The organism is Metabacillus lacus (assembly GCF_009674805.1).
GTDB classification, from domain to species: domain Bacteria; phylum Bacillota; class Bacilli; order Bacillales; family Bacillaceae; genus Metabacillus_C; species Metabacillus_C lacus.
The window spans coordinates 1-16012 of sequence record NZ_WKKI01000017.1 but is presented as its reverse complement, the minus strand read 5'-3'; the positions used below and the strand labels follow the sequence as shown (position 1 = coordinate 16012).

Here is a 16012-nt window from a genome sequence, read left to right as displayed (position 1 = left end):
AGTGAAACTGAAATGTACAATTTCCTATGACGGTTCGGAATTCAGCGGCTTTCAGCTACAGCCCTATGGAAGAACGGTGCAGGGAGAAATAGAGAAAGCCCTGCGAAAACTTCATAAGGGTACTGAAATAAAAATCATAGCCTCTGGAAGAACTGATGCTGGAGTACATGCAGCCGGCCAGGTGATTCATTTTGAAACAAACCTGGCCATTCCAAACCAGAAATGGCCGGCTGCACTAAATTCACTGCTGCCCGAGGACATAGCGCTTTTAAACGTACAGCCTGCACCTGAGGATTTTCATGCAAGGTTCCAAGTGAAAAAAAAGGAATACCGATATCATGTTTCTTTATCACCTGTACGTAACGTTTATAACAGAAAATATGCTTTTTCCTATCCTTATCAGCTTGATATTGATTCTATGAGAAAAGCAGCCGCTCTTATGGAAGGAACTCATGATTTTACCAGCTTCTGTTCTATCAAGACGGCAGTGGAGAATAGAATTAGGACCATCTATTCCTTCCAGCTGGTAGAAGAAGGAAGTATGCTTTATTTTCATGTAACAGGCAGCGGATTTCTGTATAATATGGTTCGTATAATGGTAGGAACGCTGCTGGAAGTTGGCAGGAAAAAAATTTTTCCGGAAGATATTCCACGGATTTTAGAGGCTAGAAACAGAGCGGAGAGCGGCAGGACCGTACCGGGACATGGCTTGTATCTTTGGAAAGTGTCTTATGACAACTAAACCAGGTGTAACATTTTCTTGACATTAGGTCAAATACAGGATAACATATCATATGGTATGTATTTCAACCCCACAAATAAGCCCCGGAAAGTCTTATCTTGTGTTTTGAAATAAAATAAATCTAATTCATTTTCAGATTGAAATTCTAGGAGGGAAATTCATGCGTACAACGTTTATGGCGAAAGCTAACGAAATCGAGCGTAAATGGTACGTAGTAGATGCTTCTGGCAAAACTCTAGGCCGTCTTGCCAGCGAAGTTGCATCTATCTTACGTGGTAAACATAAACCAACTTTCACACCACATGTAGACACTGGTGACCATGTGATCATCGTTAATGCAGGTGAAATCGAACTAACTGGTAAAAAACTAACTGACAAAATCTACTACCGTCACAGCCAATTCCCAGGCGGATTGAAATCAAGAACTGCTTTGGAAATGCGTACGAACTATTCTGAGAAAATGCTTGAACTAGCAATTCGCGGAATGCTTCCAAAAGGTTCTCTAGGCCGTCAAATGTTCAAAAAGCTTCATGTATACAACGGAGCAGAGCATCCACATCAAGCACAACAACCTGAAGTTTACGAACTTCGCGGTTAATTATAAAGGGAGGTTACTAATTTGGCACAAGTTCAATATTACGGTACTGGCCGTCGCAAGAGCTCAGTAGCACGTGTGCGCCTAGTTCCAGGCGAAGGACGTATCGTTGTAAACAATCGCGACATTAATGATTACATTCCATTTGAAGCACTAATCGAAGATGTAAAGCAGCCGTTAAACCTAACGGAAACTGCCGGCACTTACGATGTGCTTGTAAATGTAAACGGAGGCGGATTTGCCGGCCAAGCTGGTGCAATCCGTCATGGTATCTCTCGTGCGCTTCTTGAAGCAGATCCTGAATACCGCGGCACTCTTAAGCGTGCTGGCCTATTGACTCGTGACGCTCGTATGAAAGAGCGTAAGAAGTACGGTCTTAAAGGCGCTCGTCGTGCACCTCAGTTCTCAAAACGTTAATATGCGTTTGGAAGATCCTGTCCACTATTGTGGACAGGGTTTTTTTATTATTTTTCAGAAGGACGAACCTTATTTTAAAGATTTCCACGCTGCACCTATTCCACTTGTACTTCAAAGGGAATCACCCGTCACCTAAGCAGCAAAATGAGTTCTTCTACCCCGGTCCCTGATAGTTGGTGTATAATCAAAGATATATGAAGTATACATAGAAACAGAAGAGGGTGCTTCCGCCGGACAGACGGAAGCTTAAAAGGGAAGCTGGTGTAATTCCAGCGCGGTCCCGCCACTGTAAATGGAAGCTCAGAGCAATAGCCACTGTACGGTCTGCCGTATGGGAAGGCGCTTCGAGAGCAATGACCATGAGCCAGGAGACCTGCCTTTTTCTTAACACCATTCAACCTACGAGGATAGGGGGTGTTTGGAAGGGCTATTTCTTTTTTGTTATAGAGCCGTCACAAACATCTCCATGCATTCGTGGGGGTGTTTTTTGTTTATAAAGGGGTAGATGAGTTGGCGAAACGCTGGTTGATAAAATCATATTGGGCTGCTTACCTTGCAGCGGCACTTTTTCTCCTTGCAGCTGTACTTGCAGGCATATCCGCTGGCAGTGTGTCCGTTGGGCCTATGGATATAGCGGGTATTCTTGGAGCAGAGTTACTGGGGCTGACACCACCTGCTTTCATAGACAGCATGCATATTAATATTGTGATGAATATCAGGCTTCCAAGAGTGCTGCTTGCGGGCCTTGTAGGTGCATCTCTTGCAATTGCCGGGGCAGCATTTCAAGGTTTGTTAAGAAATCCGCTGGCTGATCCCTACACGCTTGGTGTTTCATCAGGTGCATCTGTCGGAGCTGTTGCCATTTTATTTCTGGGCATTTCTCTGCCGGGCTTAGGGTTGTATACACTTCCGGTTGTCAGTATCCTGTTTGCGTTCTTCACCATTTTTATTGTGCTGCTGTTTGCCAGAAGTATTGACAAGAGCCTGAAAGTGGAAACAATCATCCTGACGGGCATCATTTTCAGTTCATTTATGGGAGCTCTCATCTCATTGATGATCGCTTTAACTGGAGAGGAGCTCAGGCAGATTATTGGCTGGCTGCTCGGCAGTGTTTCGATGAGGGGCTGGGAGTATGTTGCGATTATCCTTCCTTTCTTTTTAATAGGATTGATGCTGCTCCTTTTCAACAGAAGAGAGCTGAATGCGATGAGCTATGGAGAAGAGCGGGCGCACCACATTGGAGTAAATGTGCAGCGCAGAAAGCTTGTGATTTTGTTGGCAGGCTCCATTTTAACAGGTGCAGCGGTGGCCGTCTCAGGAACCATTGGATTTGTCGGTCTGGTCATTCCGCATTTCTGCAGAATGCTTTGGGGGCCGGATCATTTGCATCTTCTGCCGCTTTCAGCTATGACAGGGGGAGGTTTTCTCATTCTGGCCGACCTTCTTGCCCGGACGATCATTTCCCCGGCTGAGCTCCCTATCGGAGTCATCACTGCATTGATAGGCGCACCGGTATTTGCACTCATACTAGTAAATAAACAAAAGAAGAAAAGAGGATAAAGGATGCTGGATGTTCAAGATGTTACTGGTTCATATTCAGGAAAGCCTGCAGCTGCAGGCATATCCTTTCACGTAAAGAAAGGAGAGCTGTTCGGCATACTGGGTCCCAACGGAAGCGGCAAAACCACCCTGCTGAAAATGATCAGCGGAATTCATCCGGCAGATGAGGGCTCCATTTCTGTAAAAGGTAAGCCTCTCAATGATTATTCTTCACGGGAGCGGGCCAGATGCATGGCTGTTCTTCCTCAGCATTCCTCCCTGTCCTTTTCGTATACAGTCAGGGAAACAGTGTCACTTGGGCGCTATCCGCATCAAAGCGGCTTGCTGCATTCATGGTCGGAGAAAGATGAAAATATTGTGAGGGAAGTAATGGGACAAACAGGGATACAGCATCTGGAGCATCGGCAAATGGTGGAAATATCAGGAGGAGAACAGCAGAGGGTATACCTTGCACAGGCACTTGCCCAGGAGCCTGAGATTCTTTTGCTGGATGAACCGACAAACCATTTGGATCTTGCGTTTCAAAAAGACCTGCTGGATCTGCTGAAATTGCTGACAAAGGAAAGAGATTTGACTGTGTTATCCATATTCCATGATCTGAACCTTGCAGCTCTATATTGTGACCGGCTTCTTCTGTTAAACAAGGGAAGCATCAGCAAGAGCGGTGCTCCTTCTGAAGTTCTAGCAGAAAAAAGTATTAGAGATGTGTACCAAACAAGCATTGGTAAACAGCAGCATCCTCAGCTGCCTGTTCCGCAAATGGTCCTGCTGCCGAATACCAGAAAGGTCCGGACAGTTCTCGATGCATCATTTTTGGAAATCAGTCACGGCTGTGTGGTGTACCGGTCACCTGTTTACTTGAAAACAATGTCTTCCGGGGTAACAGGAGCAGGAGCCGGCTGGAACAGATATTTTGTGAACAGGCATGTGGACAAGAATTACGACTGCAGCGGCCATCGGACAGAGATGGCAGACTATCTGGAGAGAAGGGGATTCCCGGCAGCTGAAACGGTTGGCATGATGACAGCTGTTTTTCCGGAGGACGCAGTATACTGCGAATATAAAGAAAAAGATTTTTCCGTCATCATAGCTGTGACTGCAGGAACTGGAAATGCAGTGGATGCCTCCATGAGCAGCCTGCATGCTCCGCTGATGATGCCGGGCACGATTAACACATGGGTCATCATAAATGGAGAACTGACTGATGAAGCTTTTATTCAATGCATCATGACGGCAACGGAAGCAAAAGCAAGGGCGCTGCAGGATGAAGGAATAAAAGATGCTATAACCGGAACAGCTGCATCAGGCACATCAACCGACAGCATCCTCATAGCGGCTACCCAGACAGGGCCTCTGCTTGAATATGGTGGAACTATCACGCCGCTTGGCAAAAGTGTTGGAAAAGGAGTCTATCAATGTACGAGAAAAGCAATTGAGAAAAGCCAAAGAAGGCAGCAAACATGCTGATATATCATCTGATAGCTTTAACACTCGCTGTGTTCATTGATTTAATAGCAGGAGATCCGCCCAATTGGCCGCATCCGGTAAAGTGGATCGGTTCTCTTATACATAAGCTTGAAAGGAAGTTGAACCAAGGAAAATACAGAAGAGCAAAGGGTACTGTCATGTTAACAGCGGTGGTGATCGTATCAGGAGGTGCCGCATTGCTGCTTGTGGCGGCCTTCTACAGCCTTCATCCTGCTGCAGGAATTTTCATGGAGGCAATGCTGATTTCAGCGGCCATTGCCCAAAAAGGATTAAAAGAAGCGGCTCTCTCCGTTTATGAGCCGCTTGTAGAAAAAGATTTTGCAGCGGCCAGGGTTAAGCTTTCTTATATTGTTGGCAGAGACACAGAATTACTTGGAGAACAGGAGATTGTGAGGGGAGCTGTTGAAACAGTTGCCGAGAATACAAGCGACGGCATTACCGCACCTCTGTTCTGGGCGCTGATTGGAGGTGCTCCGCTCGCCCTGATTTATCGTGCTGTAAATACGTGCGACTCTATGGTGGGCTATAAAAATGAGCAATACAGAGAATTCGGCTGGGCATCGGCGGTGTTTGATGATGTTGTGAATTGGATACCAAGCAGGCTGACAGCTTTGTGCATGGTGTTCTCAACAAATCCTGTAACTGGCAGCAGGAAAAAAGCATGGAATGTGGTCAGGCGGGATGCCAAGAAACATCCCAGTCCGAACAGCGGCTGGGGAGAAGCAGCCGTGGCAGCTCTGCTTGGCATTCAGCTTGGAGGATTGAATTACTATAAAGGGATACCGTCAAACAGGGCAAGGATGGGTGATCCGCTGTTGGAGCTGAATGTCACACATATCGCTGAAGCCAATAAAATTGTGACTAAAACGGTGCCTCTTTTTTTAATAATCATGTGGCTGGGAGGAATGCTTTTTGAAATGGCCCGCTCATGGATCTAATCCGCAATACGTATATCAAGCTATGAATCTGCCTATGCCAACAGAAAGAATGGATTACAGTGCAAATATAAACCCGCTTGGACCTCCTTCGGTGATAAGAGAACGGTGGGGAGAACTGTCCGGACTAGTGACAGAGTATCCCGATCCTTATGGAGCAGCTTTAAAAAGAAAGCTGTCAAAAGCTCTTGAAATCTCAGAAAGATGTATTTTAATTGGCAACGGAGGATCAGAGCTGATTTCATTACTGGGAAGGCTGCTGGCTGGAAGGGAGGCTGCCATTGTCCAGCCTTCTTTTACAGAATATGAGGAAGCGTGCAGAGTGAATCACTGTGCTGTTTCCTATGTACAGGCAGAGGAAGGGAGCTGGAGATGGGGAGAGGAAGACATACTTCTTTCGATAAAACGTTCAGATGCACTTTTTCTGTGCAATCCCAGCAACCCTACTGGTGTTTATTATGGCAGAAAAGACATTGTAAGGCTGCTTATGGAGTGCAGAAAATATGATTGCAAGCTGATTATTGATGAAGCGTTTTATGACTTTCTGGAGGAATATGAATCACTGGTTCCGCTCTTAAAGGAATTTCCCCAGCTGATTATCATCAGATCACTGACAAAAATGTACGCAATCCCCGGGCTTCGCCTCGGATATCTTCTTGCTGATGAAGAGGTGGTCAGCTCTCTTAGCAAACTTCAGCCCCATTGGAGTGTGAACGCACTTGCCCTGCAGGCGGGAGAGTGGTGCCTGGATTGTGAAAGCCATGTTCAGGAGACCCAAAAGGCTGTTAGCAGAGAGAGAGAAAGACTGTTTCAGTTTTATCACTCGCTGAACCTTCTTGTTTCTCCTTCCAGTACCAATTATTATTTGCTGAGAATTCCAGGTTTGCAGGATCAGTTTCAGTTTTATGAATATCTGGTGAAACACGGAATCATTCCCAGGCATTCGATGAATTTCAAGGGCATAGAAGGACGATGGCTGAGATTTGCCATTCGCACAGAAGCAGAAAATGACCGCCTGATGGAGGCTGTAGAAAAATGGATGAACACCACACAATAATTTTTATCAGCGGAGGCGTTCGGAGCGGGAAAAGCAGGTTTGCTGAAGAGCTTGCTATCCAGAAGGCCGCAAAGCATGGAGGCTGCCTGCATTATATCGCACCCGGCACACCAAGTGATGATGAGATGAAGAGCAGAATTCAAAAACATCAGGCTGACAGGATGCGTTCCGGACAAAGCTGGAAAACGTGGGAACAGCACCGTTCTCTGCATCTGTTGTCAGGGAACTTCGACAGAAGTGATGTAGTGCTGCTGGATTGTTTAACCACGCTTGTTAACAATGAACTTTTTCACAGTGCTAAAGAAGAATGGAATGCTGATCAGCTGGAGGAAATTAAACACTCTATCCTGTCTGCTGCAGTCATGCTAAGCCGGGAATGCAGCACGCTGATTCTTGTGAGCAATGAGGTTTTCTTTGATACGGTACAGAATTCAACACTCGTCTATGCTTATATGAAACTGCTGGGAGAGCTTCATCAGGAAATTGTAAAAGAAGCGCGGGATGCATACCTGGTTGAGGCAGGGATTGCAATGAAGATGAAGGGAGGCAGGCAGGCATGGCAATTGGACTGCATGTGATGCCGGCAGCATAGTGGTATGGCTGCGAGGTATGCTGATCGCTTTTCAATTTTTCACTTCTGTTCCTGTTCCGCTGAAGCTGCCGATGGACAGTAGGCATTTGAATAAAGCTGTCAAGATGTTTCCCCTGCTGGGACTGACTCAGGGATTTCTTTATGCAGCCTTGCTGTATGGGGTGAGTGAATGGACTCCTTTTTCCACACTCACTGCAGCCATGATTCTCTGGCTGGCCGGAATTATTTTTACAGGAGGTATACACCTGGACGGCTGGATAGATGCGAGCGATGCTTACTTTTCATATGGAGATAAGGAAAAAAGGCTGGATATTATGTCAGATCCGAGAACTGGTGCATTTGGCGTTCTATCTGTCATTGTTTTGTTAAGCCTGCGTTTTTTCTTCATATATGAAATTCTCCTTCTGCAGAACTCTGGTACATATTTTTTAGTAGTGCTGATCCCTTACTTCAGCAAAACATTGATGGGGCTGCTGCTGGTCACAGTTAAATCAGCCAGAAAGGAAGGGCTAGGCACGCTTTTTAAACAAGCAGCAGGTCTTGGCACTCTTGGTTTCTACAGTATTTGCATGATTGCGGCATGGGCAGCATCCTTCTTTGCAGGCCTGCTTCCAGGAAGCCTCATCCTGGCTGCAGCGGCCGCAATTGCAGCCTTCACAGCTGCGAAAAAAGCAAATAGCTGGTTCGGGGGCATGACCGGTGATGTGCTGGGTGCAAGCACAGAAGGAGCGGAGGTGTTTTTGTGGATGATATTGTGGCTGTTACATTATTACGCCATGCTATGACGCTTTCCAATAAACAGCATGCGTACATGGGCTGGACAGATTCTCCTCTATGTTTTCCTGACAGGCAAAAGCCCTTTCCTGCAGCGCAGGATCTGGTCTTTTCAAGTGATCTACAAAGGTGCAAAAAAACGGCAGAGCTGATGTTCCCTGCCAGCACGCCTATCCTCTGCAGTGAATTCAGAGAGATGAACTTTGGAGAATGGGAGGGAAAAACGTATAAGGATTTAGCGGGGATTGATCATTATCAAAAATGGCTTGATGACCCCTTTTGTTTGAGGCCGCCAGCCGGGGAAACTTATCAAGAATTTGCAGGCAGAGTTGAGCAGGGCTGGAAAGCAGCCGCAGAAATTATACTGAACACCGGTTCCAATACAGCTGCTGTGGTTACGCATGGAGGCGTGATCAGGCATTTGCTGTCAGTGCTCGCACCGTTTAAAAAAGAGTTTTGGGAATGGAAAATAGATTATTCATGCGGATATACGCTTGGCTGGAGCCGAGAGGCACTTAGGAGGGGAGAGCTATGCACTTTGTTACAGGAGGCGCTTTTAACGGAAAATCCGAATGGGTCAGGCAGCACTACCGGCTGAGAGAGAGGGAGCATCGCTGGATCTCGGCATACAAAGATGATTGCTTTCCAACAGCTTGGGGAGAGGAGATCATTGTGCTGCAGGGGCTGGAAGCACTTTTGAAACAGCAGCTGATTGAAAAAAGAGAAGAGGAAATTCTCGAGAATATGGTCCTCTTTTTTCAAAACTTAGTAAAGTGGGAAGCGGAGGAAATTGGACGCCGTGCTGTACTGATTGGCAGTGATATAACAAAAGGAATTGTTCCGGTAGAGGCAGAAAACAGGGCTTGGCGCGATCTTGCCGGAAGAACTTTCAGGGAAGCGGCAGGATCAGCGGACGAAGTAGATGTAATTTGGCATGGTTTGAATCAGAAGGTAAAGCAGGTGAAAAGAGATGCGGGATGTTATAAAGATACCAGCAGGAGATAGTGAGTATATCGTCATCGCCTCTGATAACAGCGGGGGCGTTGGCATGAAGAACAGAGATGTTGTCTCAGCGGATTATGAAACAGTGGGCTATTTTTGCTTCCGAGTGGCTGTCATGGAATGTATAGCAGCAGGTGCAGAACCATTTGCCGCAGTACTGCACAACTTCTGCGGAGATAACGCCTGGCTTGATCTTGCAGCAGGTGTGGAAAAAGGCATAACAGAACTGGATGCTGGGGAAATTGAGCTGACAGGCAGCACGGAAAGCAACTTTGAGCTAATGCAGTCAGCAGTCGGAATGTCAGTATTGGGAAAGCTCCAAACGGAACATGATAGGTGCAGCAACCCTGTTTTTTCGAAGGGCATGGGTATTGCGGTAATCGGAAAGCCCCTGGTTGGAGAGGAGGTTAAGAAGGAGGGTGAATACATTGCTTCTTTACAGCTCTTCCGGGAAATCAGCATGTTACATTCTGTGGTTACCCTGCCTGTCGGATCAAGAGGGATCTTAAAGGAGCTGAACACGTTATTTCCTGAAGCCGGCTTTTCTTCAGACAAGCTGGAAAGTCACTTGAATCTTCATAAGTCATCAGGCCCTTCCACCTGCTTTATCGCAGTATACCCTCCTGAAGCAGAAGAAAAGCTAAAGGCTTTGGCCAAGACCCTCTTCTATAAAATTTCTGTAAAATAAAAATCTGCCCTTTTCATTATTTGGAAGCTGAATTCTGTATGAGATAAATTGCCTCGTTAAAAGATAATGAAAAGGGGGCAGCTTAATGGACAAACCATTTTTGTTAAAAGATAAGCGGCGGGAAAAGCAGCTGAAATACGAAAAAACCATGCTGAAAGAACTGTCTCTGAAAGAAATCCAGGGAAGCATTGAACATTGTTTTGGAGAAATGACCCACTGCGGATCCATTCAACTTTCCAGAATAGAAGAAGGCTGCGTGGACTTTGCGATTGAGTCTTTTCTTCTGGGAGCTTCCTACAGCCGCTTTGGTTTTTTTGGAGAAACCATGGAAACTGCAAGTTTGAGATGCCGCCGGGAGGAAAAGTATCTGGTGGATGATTTATACGAGTACCTCCTTTATTGGGGAAAAGCGAAAGAATACCCGTTTATTGATGAATCCATCTTTATTGCCTGCGAATTCTTTATTACAAGCTGGTGGAAAGAAGGATTTTTCAGGGGAGAAAAAAGATATAAGCTCAGGCTGAACTAATTCATCATAATCGCCCTACCTGTCCCATATAATCTAGGGACGAGCAAGGGGGATGAGTGATGAACAGGAAGCTGCGATGGGTATGGTTTACCGCTGGCTTTATATTATTGATGATGATTTTAAAATATCAGTTTACCGAAGATGACTCCTGGAAAGCATGGAATCTGCCGCTGACCGGCAAAGTCATCTATCTGGACCCGGGGCATGGCGGCCCGGATGGAGGAGCAACAGGTGCCTCAAAGCTTGAGAAGGAGGTTGCCCTTTCAATTTCCTTAAAGCTTCGTGATTACCTCCAGGAGCAGGGGGCGCTGGTGCTCATGACAAGGGAAAAAGATACTGATCTCGCCGATCCCGGCACAAAGGGATACAGCAGAAGAAAAGAAGAGGACTTGAGAAATCGGGTAAACATGATTAATGACTCCAATGCCGACCTGTTCTTAAGCATTCACCTGAATGCCATTCCTTCTCCCAAATGGAGCGGAGCTCAAACATTTTACTTCGGAAAGTTTGAGGAAAACAAGAGAGCGGCCCGGTTTATCCAGGATGAACTGAGAACCGTTTTAAATAATACAGACAGGCGTGCAAAGCAAATAAACGGCATATACCTAATGAAATACGCAGAAAAGCCGGGTGCCCTTGTGGAGGTAGGTTTCCTGTCTAATCCACAGGAAGATAAACTGCTTGCAGATGAAGCGTATCAGAATCAGCTGGCAGCATCCATCTACAGAGGTGTGCTCAGATACTATACAAGCAAAGAGGATCCTCCTGAATAGTGTCACGGTGGAGAAGGGGAACAGTGCCTGTCACCACCCGAAAAATCTTGTTTCACATCTTGTTTCACGGTGGAGAAGGGGAACAGTGCCTGTCATCACCCGAAGTATCTCTTCTCACACCCCTTCACATCAGTTATAGAAAAACATAATCTCCATATAAAAAAAGCAAGTATGCTATAATTTTGTGTAAACGAATACAAAGGGTGAGTATAGTGATACAAGAACAGGAAGTACGCGAGATCATCGGTTCATTAACGGATCCTTTTCTACATAAAACACTTGGGGAAATTGGCGCTGTTGAAGAAGTTTCCATAAAAGAAGAAAAGAAACATGTGAGTGTAAAGATTGGAATTTCCAAAACGGGGACAGGTGAACAGCTGCAGCTTCAGCAGGCAATTGTAGCCAAGCTGAAAGAAGCGGGTGCGGAATCTGTCGGCCTTCGTTTTACGGAGCTTTCAGCCGAGGTCATAGCAAAATATCAAGATGCTGCTCCGGAAGCCGGCGCTAGTCTGTTGTCGCCAAATTCTAAAACAACATTTGTTGCGATTGCCAGTGGTAAAGGCGGGGTAGGGAAATCAACTGTTTCTGTCAATTTGGCAATCGCTTTGGCCAGGCTTGGGAAAAAGGTCGGTTTGATAGATGCAGATATTTACGGATTCAGCGTTCCGGATATGATGGGGATTACGAAGCGCCCTGTGGTAAGAGGGGACCAGGTCATTCCTGTGAACCGCTTCGGTGTTCAGGTTATTTCTATGGGCTTCTTTGTTGAAGATAATGCCCCTGTTATATGGAGAGGGCCGATGCTCGGAAAAATGCTCAATAATTTCTTCCATGAAGTAGAGTGGGGAGATCTCGATTATCTTCTGCTTGATCTGCCGCCAGGCACTGGAGACGTTGCGCTTGATGTTCACTCAATGCTTCCTGCCTGTAAAGAAATCATCGTTTCCACACCGCATCCTACCGCAGCATTTGTTGCAGCAAGAGCTGGAGCGATGGCGCTTCAGACAGATCATGAAGTGGTAGGCGTAATTGAAAACATGGCATACTTTGAAAGCAAATTAACGGGAGAGCGGGAGTATGTATTTGGAAAAGGCGGTGGAGAAAAGCTGTCTGAGGAACTAAGGGTTCCTCTGCTTGGTAAAATTCCGCTGCAGCAGCCTGACTGGAACGAAGAGGATTTCGCCCCGTCGGTGTATGCAGAAGATCACCCGACAGGGAAAATTTATAAAGAAATTGCACAAAAAGTATTGGGTGAAATCGAGAAATAATAAAAAGCGCAGAAATGCGCTTTTTGTTTTGCTGTGTATAACAAGGGAAGAAACGGGGGAGGGAATGTCAGCCGCCTTCGCTTCCGCTTCCTTGCCCTCCGCCGCCGCCTTCTTCATCTCCGCCGCCACCTTCTTTTTCCTTGCCGGCTTCTTCGGCTGCTTTTAAAAGGGTTTCTTCAAGCCTTACTTTAAAGAGTGGGCTTGTCAGTGTGTCCGTTACCACCTGCTGAAGATGCTTGCGGAATTTTTGGCTTTGCAGTACAGTAATCATTTCTTCTTCCATTTCAGGATTCTTCAGAACGTCCATCAGCATAGCCTGATATTCAGGGTCCTTCATCAAGTCTTTAATCACAGCTTCATGTTCGCTTTCAAGGGTTTTTGCAAATCCTTCAGAAAACTTTGGATCATCAAAGGTTTTCTGCCAAAACTCCACTCCTTTTGGAGACGTGAGGGTTGTATTGATTGTGTCAGTAACTGTTTTTTGATCCAATACAAGACTTTGCTTAATTTCTTCATCCTGCATAATATCTTTTAATGCATTTTTTCCTTCATCGGACTTTAAAATATCAACAATCATTTTTTTTGTTTCGTCATAATCCATTTGCCTCCCCGATTCTTCTCTGGGAGCACAGGCAGCAAGACATGTGCTGGAAAGTAGAAAGAGGAGCAGGGCTTTTTTTAGCATGAAAATGAGCTCCTTTCAAATAGCTTGCCTACCTTTAATATGAATGTTTTCATGTCTTTTTATCCTGAAAACATTTACTCTTTATAGCAATTTTTATGAAGGATTGGTAAAATCAAAAAGATATCAACTTATGGGGGAAACTGTCTTGAAAAGTAGAAACTGGGTTAGATTTTTTCTTTCGACCCTGCTGGTCGGAGCTGTTACGGCCGGTATTGTGGGTTTTGCGGTTAAGTGGGGTGAATATCAGCATTTATTCCTTTCATTTGAAATTGGGGAAATAGTATCTGTTCTGTTTTGGTTTATTGGTATTGGCTTGATTTTCAGTATTATCAGCCAAATGGGTTTTTTCGCATATTTAACGATTCACCGTTTTGGACTGGGAATATTCCGATCTGCCTCATTATGGAACGCCGTACAGCTCCTGCTTGTCGCATTTGTTATTTTTGATCTTATTTATTTTAGATTTCAGCTGTTTGCGGATGATAATGAATCAATTGCTTCATACATATTCCTTGGACTGTTTCTTCTTGGTGTAGGCCTGTTAACGGCTTATCTCAAACAAAAATTTACCAGCAGGGAAGCTTTTGTGCCTGCGTTGTTTTTTATGGTCGTTGTCACAACAGTGGAATGGTTTCCAGTACTGCGGATTAATGAACAGAGCTGGCTGTATTTAATGCTCTTTCCGCTGCTGGCCTGCAATGCCTATCAGCTCTTGATGCTTCCGAGGTTTACGAAGCAAAAACAATGAGCTGGGATGAGGAAGCAGCTGCAGCGGTTACCGATTTCTTCATAAGAAGTCAGCTTTTTATATAAACGACTGAAAGGAGCTCAGATGGCTCCTTTTTAGTTTATCTCGGAAGTTTGTGCATTAACGTTGGCAATCAATTCCTCGACAGTCACATTGCTCAAATTTTTCTTTTTAAGTGTAGAGGCAATCTGGGGCAGGGCCTTTGCTGTTTGCTTGGCAGAATCTGAGGCATGCAGGAGTACGATGTCGCCTGCTCGCGTTTTGCTTACCTGCTTGACGATTTCTTTTACGCCGGGGTTGGTCCAGTCATCTGTGTCTATACTGTAGTGGACAACAGTAAAGCCATAAGAGCTCGCTATTTCCAGCACCTCTTTATTAAAGTTTCCTGTAGGAGGCCTCAGCAAGTGTACATCCTTTATCTCCAGCTTCTTAAAGACTTCTCTTGTCAGCATCAAATCCTTTTTCAGCTCTTCAGGTTCAATGGAAGTATAGTTTTTATAGGAGTATCCCATACTTCCTAACTGATGGCCGTCTTTCACGATGCGTTTGACAACATCAGGGTGGCGCTCCGCCCATGCTCCGGAAACAAAAAAGGTGGCATTGGTTAATGCATTCTCTTTCAGCTCGTCAAGAATAGGAACTGCCTTAGTGTCTCCCCAGCTGATGTTAAAGGTTAACGCAACTTTATTTCCCTTATTTTCTCCCTTATAAATGGCCTTTGGTCCTTCAGCTGTTGAAAACACAGGGTACTGAATGGTGTTTTCAAGGTAAAGAATGCCGGCTGTCACAAATGCAGCAAGCACAACGACAATAAATTGCTTCAGCTTCTTTATATGAAATACATAAAAATTATTCACGCTGTTCATCCTCCCGGCTCTTAATATTTATGGTTATGTGTATGCTTGTTCAAATTAGAAAATGAATAGGAGGACAAAATATAATGAGAGGATTTTTGATTGATGAAAAATCGATAAGGGAAATCAGCCTGCTGGCTCAAAAGGAATTGAATGAAGTTGAAAAGCTGATGTCAGAAAAACATCGGTCACCTTTGATCTTAAGGGCATTGACTGAGAGAAGAGAGGTTCTTTCAAAAATTAAACAAACGTTTTATTAAAGGCTGTGTTAATAATCTGTTGATAAATAATGAGGAGGACATTTGTTTCGCTTGTATTCTTTGCCGTTCAAACAATCAGCAATACAGCCGGAGGGTATAACATAGAACGTGATTGAGGAATCGAGCAAGTGCTTTAACCATTCTATATAGACGGTAAAATTTCTCTTTATGAGTCAAGTCCATAAGTTTTACAAGTATTCTGCATAAATAAATAGCTTTTTGAAGGGGTGGAGTGGCACCTTGTGAAGGCCGCTATACATATATAAACGGAGGAACTCCGCCTATTTAGAAAAAACAACGAAAAAGGAGTGAAATAAACGGAGGGTTTCCGTCTATGCACCTAAAAAACCTTGTAATGCAGTATTTTCAGCAGCTTAAGCGGAATTTATTCCCTTATATTCTCTAAAAAACGGCCTATTTTGTATTTAACCGGAATTTTTACGCTTATTCTTTCTTTGTTAGGATGGATAGACGTCTTGTGGAACTAGAATATATAACGGATTCCTATAAAGCGTTAATAGCAGGTTAAACTGTAAACGAGTTATTGTATTCCTCTTTTCATTGGTTACGTTGCTGAAAACAGTGAAGAAACTGAAGGGCTGACATATTGAAGGTGTTTCTTATATGTAATTGGCATCATGAAATTACCTCGTATATTGATTGGGGCTCGTACAGATGGACAACAACAAACCTTTTGAGAGGTCCTTCATTCACTATGGAAAATCAGGTGATTCTGCAACATGGCTTAATTTAAAGAAAATGAAAAAACATATTGACGGTCACCACTAACGATGGTATATTAATAAACGTTCGCTAAATAAAGGCGGATTTGAAAGTGAAATAAAAAAACAAAAAAGTTGTTGACCATCTTAAGAAGATGTGATATATTATTTAAGCCGCTGATTGAGCGGAAGATGATCTTTGAAAACTAAACAAAGCAGAACGTCAACGTTAAATCTAGTTTTAAATTTTTACTATGAGCAAGTCAAACAATCTTATTGGAGAGTTTGATCCTGGCTCAGGACGAACGCTGGCGGCGTGCCTA

At 44.6% G+C, this 16012-nt stretch carries 19 protein-coding genes and 1 riboswitch; of the genes, 17 read left to right on the top strand and 2 right to left on the bottom strand.

What is annotated here, in order from left to right:
• Position 1: 1 nt before the first annotated feature.
• The 15 genes from truA to GJU40_RS10230 all read left to right on the top strand — a co-directional run bounded on the left by truA (position 2) and on the right by GJU40_RS10230 (position 12420).
• Complete coding sequence (truA, locus tag GJU40_RS10300; RefSeq protein ID WP_343031507.1) at positions 2–742, top strand: tRNA pseudouridine(38-40) synthase TruA; 741 nt, start codon at positions 2–4, stop codon at positions 740–742.
• Between the two features lie 160 nt (positions 743–902).
• Complete coding sequence (gene rplM / locus GJU40_RS10295) at positions 903–1340, top strand: 50S ribosomal protein L13 (protein WP_154307675.1); 438 nt, start codon at positions 903–905, stop codon at positions 1338–1340.
• A gap of 21 nt (positions 1341–1361) precedes the next feature.
• On the top strand, positions 1362–1754 hold the full coding sequence (gene rpsI / locus GJU40_RS10290; protein ID WP_154307674.1) for a 30S ribosomal protein S9: 393 nt from the start codon (positions 1362–1364) through the stop codon (positions 1752–1754).
• Between the two features lie 202 nt (positions 1755–1956).
• Positions 1957–2149: riboswitch (cobalamin riboswitch) on the top strand.
• 115 nt (positions 2150–2264) lie between these two features.
• A complete protein-coding gene (locus GJU40_RS10285; protein ID WP_154307673.1) occupies positions 2265–3314 on the top strand; it encodes a FecCD family ABC transporter permease in 1050 nt (349 codons plus the stop codon).
• Positions 3315–3317: 3 nt separating this feature from the next.
• Entirely contained in the window at positions 3318–4781 is a 1464-nt protein-coding gene (locus GJU40_RS10280; RefSeq protein ID WP_154307672.1) for a heme ABC transporter ATP-binding protein, read from the top strand.
• A complete protein-coding gene (gene cbiB, locus GJU40_RS10275) occupies positions 4775–5740 on the top strand; it encodes an adenosylcobinamide-phosphate synthase CbiB (RefSeq protein ID WP_154307671.1) in 966 nt (321 codons plus the stop codon). Before GJU40_RS10280 ends, cbiB begins: the two co-directional genes overlap by 7 nt.
• Positions 5715–6794, top strand: coding sequence for a threonine-phosphate decarboxylase CobD (gene cobD / locus GJU40_RS10270; protein WP_154307670.1), 1080 nt, complete (start codon positions 5715–5717; stop codon positions 6792–6794). Before cbiB ends, cobD begins: the two co-directional genes overlap by 26 nt.
• Complete coding sequence (locus GJU40_RS10265; RefSeq protein WP_154307669.1) at positions 6773–7372, top strand: bifunctional adenosylcobinamide kinase/adenosylcobinamide-phosphate guanylyltransferase; 600 nt, start codon at positions 6773–6775, stop codon at positions 7370–7372. Before cobD ends, GJU40_RS10265 begins: the two co-directional genes overlap by 22 nt.
• 13 nt (positions 7373–7385) lie before the next feature.
• Entirely contained in the window at positions 7386–8171 is a 786-nt protein-coding gene (cobS, locus tag GJU40_RS10260) for an adenosylcobinamide-GDP ribazoletransferase (RefSeq protein WP_343031506.1), read from the top strand.
• Complete coding sequence (locus tag GJU40_RS10255; RefSeq protein WP_343031505.1) at positions 8129–8758, top strand: histidine phosphatase family protein; 630 nt, start codon at positions 8129–8131, stop codon at positions 8756–8758. Before cobS ends, GJU40_RS10255 begins: the two co-directional genes overlap by 43 nt.
• Positions 8692–9165, top strand: a complete 474-nt coding sequence (locus GJU40_RS10250; protein ID WP_154307668.1) for a bifunctional adenosylcobinamide kinase/adenosylcobinamide-phosphate guanylyltransferase — start codon at positions 8692–8694, stop codon at positions 9163–9165. The genes GJU40_RS10255 and GJU40_RS10250 overlap by 67 nt, the downstream gene beginning before the upstream one ends.
• Positions 9131–9850 carry an ATP-binding protein gene (locus tag GJU40_RS10245; RefSeq protein ID WP_154307667.1) on the top strand — a complete coding sequence of 240 codons (720 nt, stop codon included), beginning with the start codon at positions 9131–9133 and terminating at the stop codon, positions 9848–9850. Before GJU40_RS10250 ends, GJU40_RS10245 begins: the two co-directional genes overlap by 35 nt.
• An 85-nt stretch (positions 9851–9935) precedes the next feature.
• Positions 9936–10379: a DUF2521 family protein gene (locus GJU40_RS10240; RefSeq protein ID WP_154307666.1), complete on the top strand. Its 444-nt coding sequence runs from the start codon at positions 9936–9938 to the stop codon at positions 10377–10379.
• A 59-nt stretch (positions 10380–10438) separates the two neighbouring features.
• Complete coding sequence (gene cwlD / locus GJU40_RS10235; protein WP_154307665.1) at positions 10439–11152, top strand: N-acetylmuramoyl-L-alanine amidase CwlD; 714 nt, start codon at positions 10439–10441, stop codon at positions 11150–11152.
• A gap of 212 nt (positions 11153–11364) precedes the next feature.
• Complete coding sequence (locus GJU40_RS10230; protein ID WP_425481217.1) at positions 11365–12420, top strand: Mrp/NBP35 family ATP-binding protein; 1056 nt, start codon at positions 11365–11367, stop codon at positions 12418–12420.
• Positions 12421–12487: 67 nt separating this feature from the next.
• Here the strand turns inward: GJU40_RS10230 and gerD are convergent, their stop codons facing one another.
• Positions 12488–13105, bottom strand: coding sequence for a spore germination lipoprotein GerD (gene gerD / locus GJU40_RS10225; RefSeq protein WP_154307663.1), 618 nt, complete (start codon positions 13103–13105; stop codon positions 12488–12490).
• Between the two features lie 145 nt (positions 13106–13250).
• On the opposite strand from gerD, the gene GJU40_RS10220 reads away from it, so the two are divergent.
• Positions 13251–13853 carry a KinB-signaling pathway activation protein gene (locus tag GJU40_RS10220; RefSeq protein ID WP_154307662.1) on the top strand — a complete coding sequence of 201 codons (603 nt, stop codon included), beginning with the start codon at positions 13251–13253 and terminating at the stop codon, positions 13851–13853.
• Between the two features lie 95 nt (positions 13854–13948).
• On the opposite strand, the gene pdaB is transcribed toward GJU40_RS10220, so the two are convergent.
• Positions 13949–14710, bottom strand: coding sequence for a polysaccharide deacetylase family sporulation protein PdaB (gene pdaB, locus GJU40_RS10215; RefSeq protein WP_343031504.1), 762 nt, complete (start codon positions 14708–14710; stop codon positions 13949–13951).
• Positions 14711–14793: 83 nt separating this feature from the next.
• Between pdaB and GJU40_RS10210 the strand changes: the two genes are divergently transcribed.
• Positions 14794–14967: a hypothetical protein gene (locus tag GJU40_RS10210; protein WP_154307660.1), complete on the top strand. Its 174-nt coding sequence runs from the start codon at positions 14794–14796 to the stop codon at positions 14965–14967.
• Positions 14968–16012 lie beyond the last annotated feature (1045 nt).

Bases quoted from the DNA above. Each gene is read 5' to 3' on its own strand.
- rplM (WP_154307675.1), top strand. From the start codon at position 903: ATGCGTACAACGTTTATGGCGAAAGCTAACGAAATCGAGCGTAAATGG.
- GJU40_RS10280 (WP_154307672.1), top strand. From the start codon at position 3,318: ATGCTGGATGTTCAAGATGTTACTGGTTCATATTCAGGAAAGCCTGCA.
- cbiB (WP_154307671.1), top strand. From the start codon at position 4,775: ATGCTGATATATCATCTGATAGCTTTAACACTCGCTGTGTTCATTGAT.
- GJU40_RS10265 (WP_154307669.1), top strand. From the start codon at position 6,773: ATGGATGAACACCACACAATAATTTTTATCAGCGGAGGCGTTCGGAGC.
- GJU40_RS10250 (WP_154307668.1), top strand. From the start codon at position 8,692: ATGCACTTTGTTACAGGAGGCGCTTTTAACGGAAAATCCGAATGGGTC.
- GJU40_RS10245 (WP_154307667.1), top strand. From the start codon at position 9,131: ATGCGGGATGTTATAAAGATACCAGCAGGAGATAGTGAGTATATCGTC.
- GJU40_RS10240 (WP_154307666.1), top strand. From the start codon at position 9,936: ATGGACAAACCATTTTTGTTAAAAGATAAGCGGCGGGAAAAGCAGCTG.
- cwlD (WP_154307665.1), top strand. From the start codon at position 10,439: ATGAACAGGAAGCTGCGATGGGTATGGTTTACCGCTGGCTTTATATTA.
- gerD (WP_154307663.1), bottom strand. From the start codon at position 13,105: ATGCTAAAAAAAGCCCTGCTCCTCTTTCTACTTTCCAGCACATGTCTT.
- GJU40_RS10210 (WP_154307660.1), top strand. From the start codon at position 14,794: ATGAGAGGATTTTTGATTGATGAAAAATCGATAAGGGAAATCAGCCTG.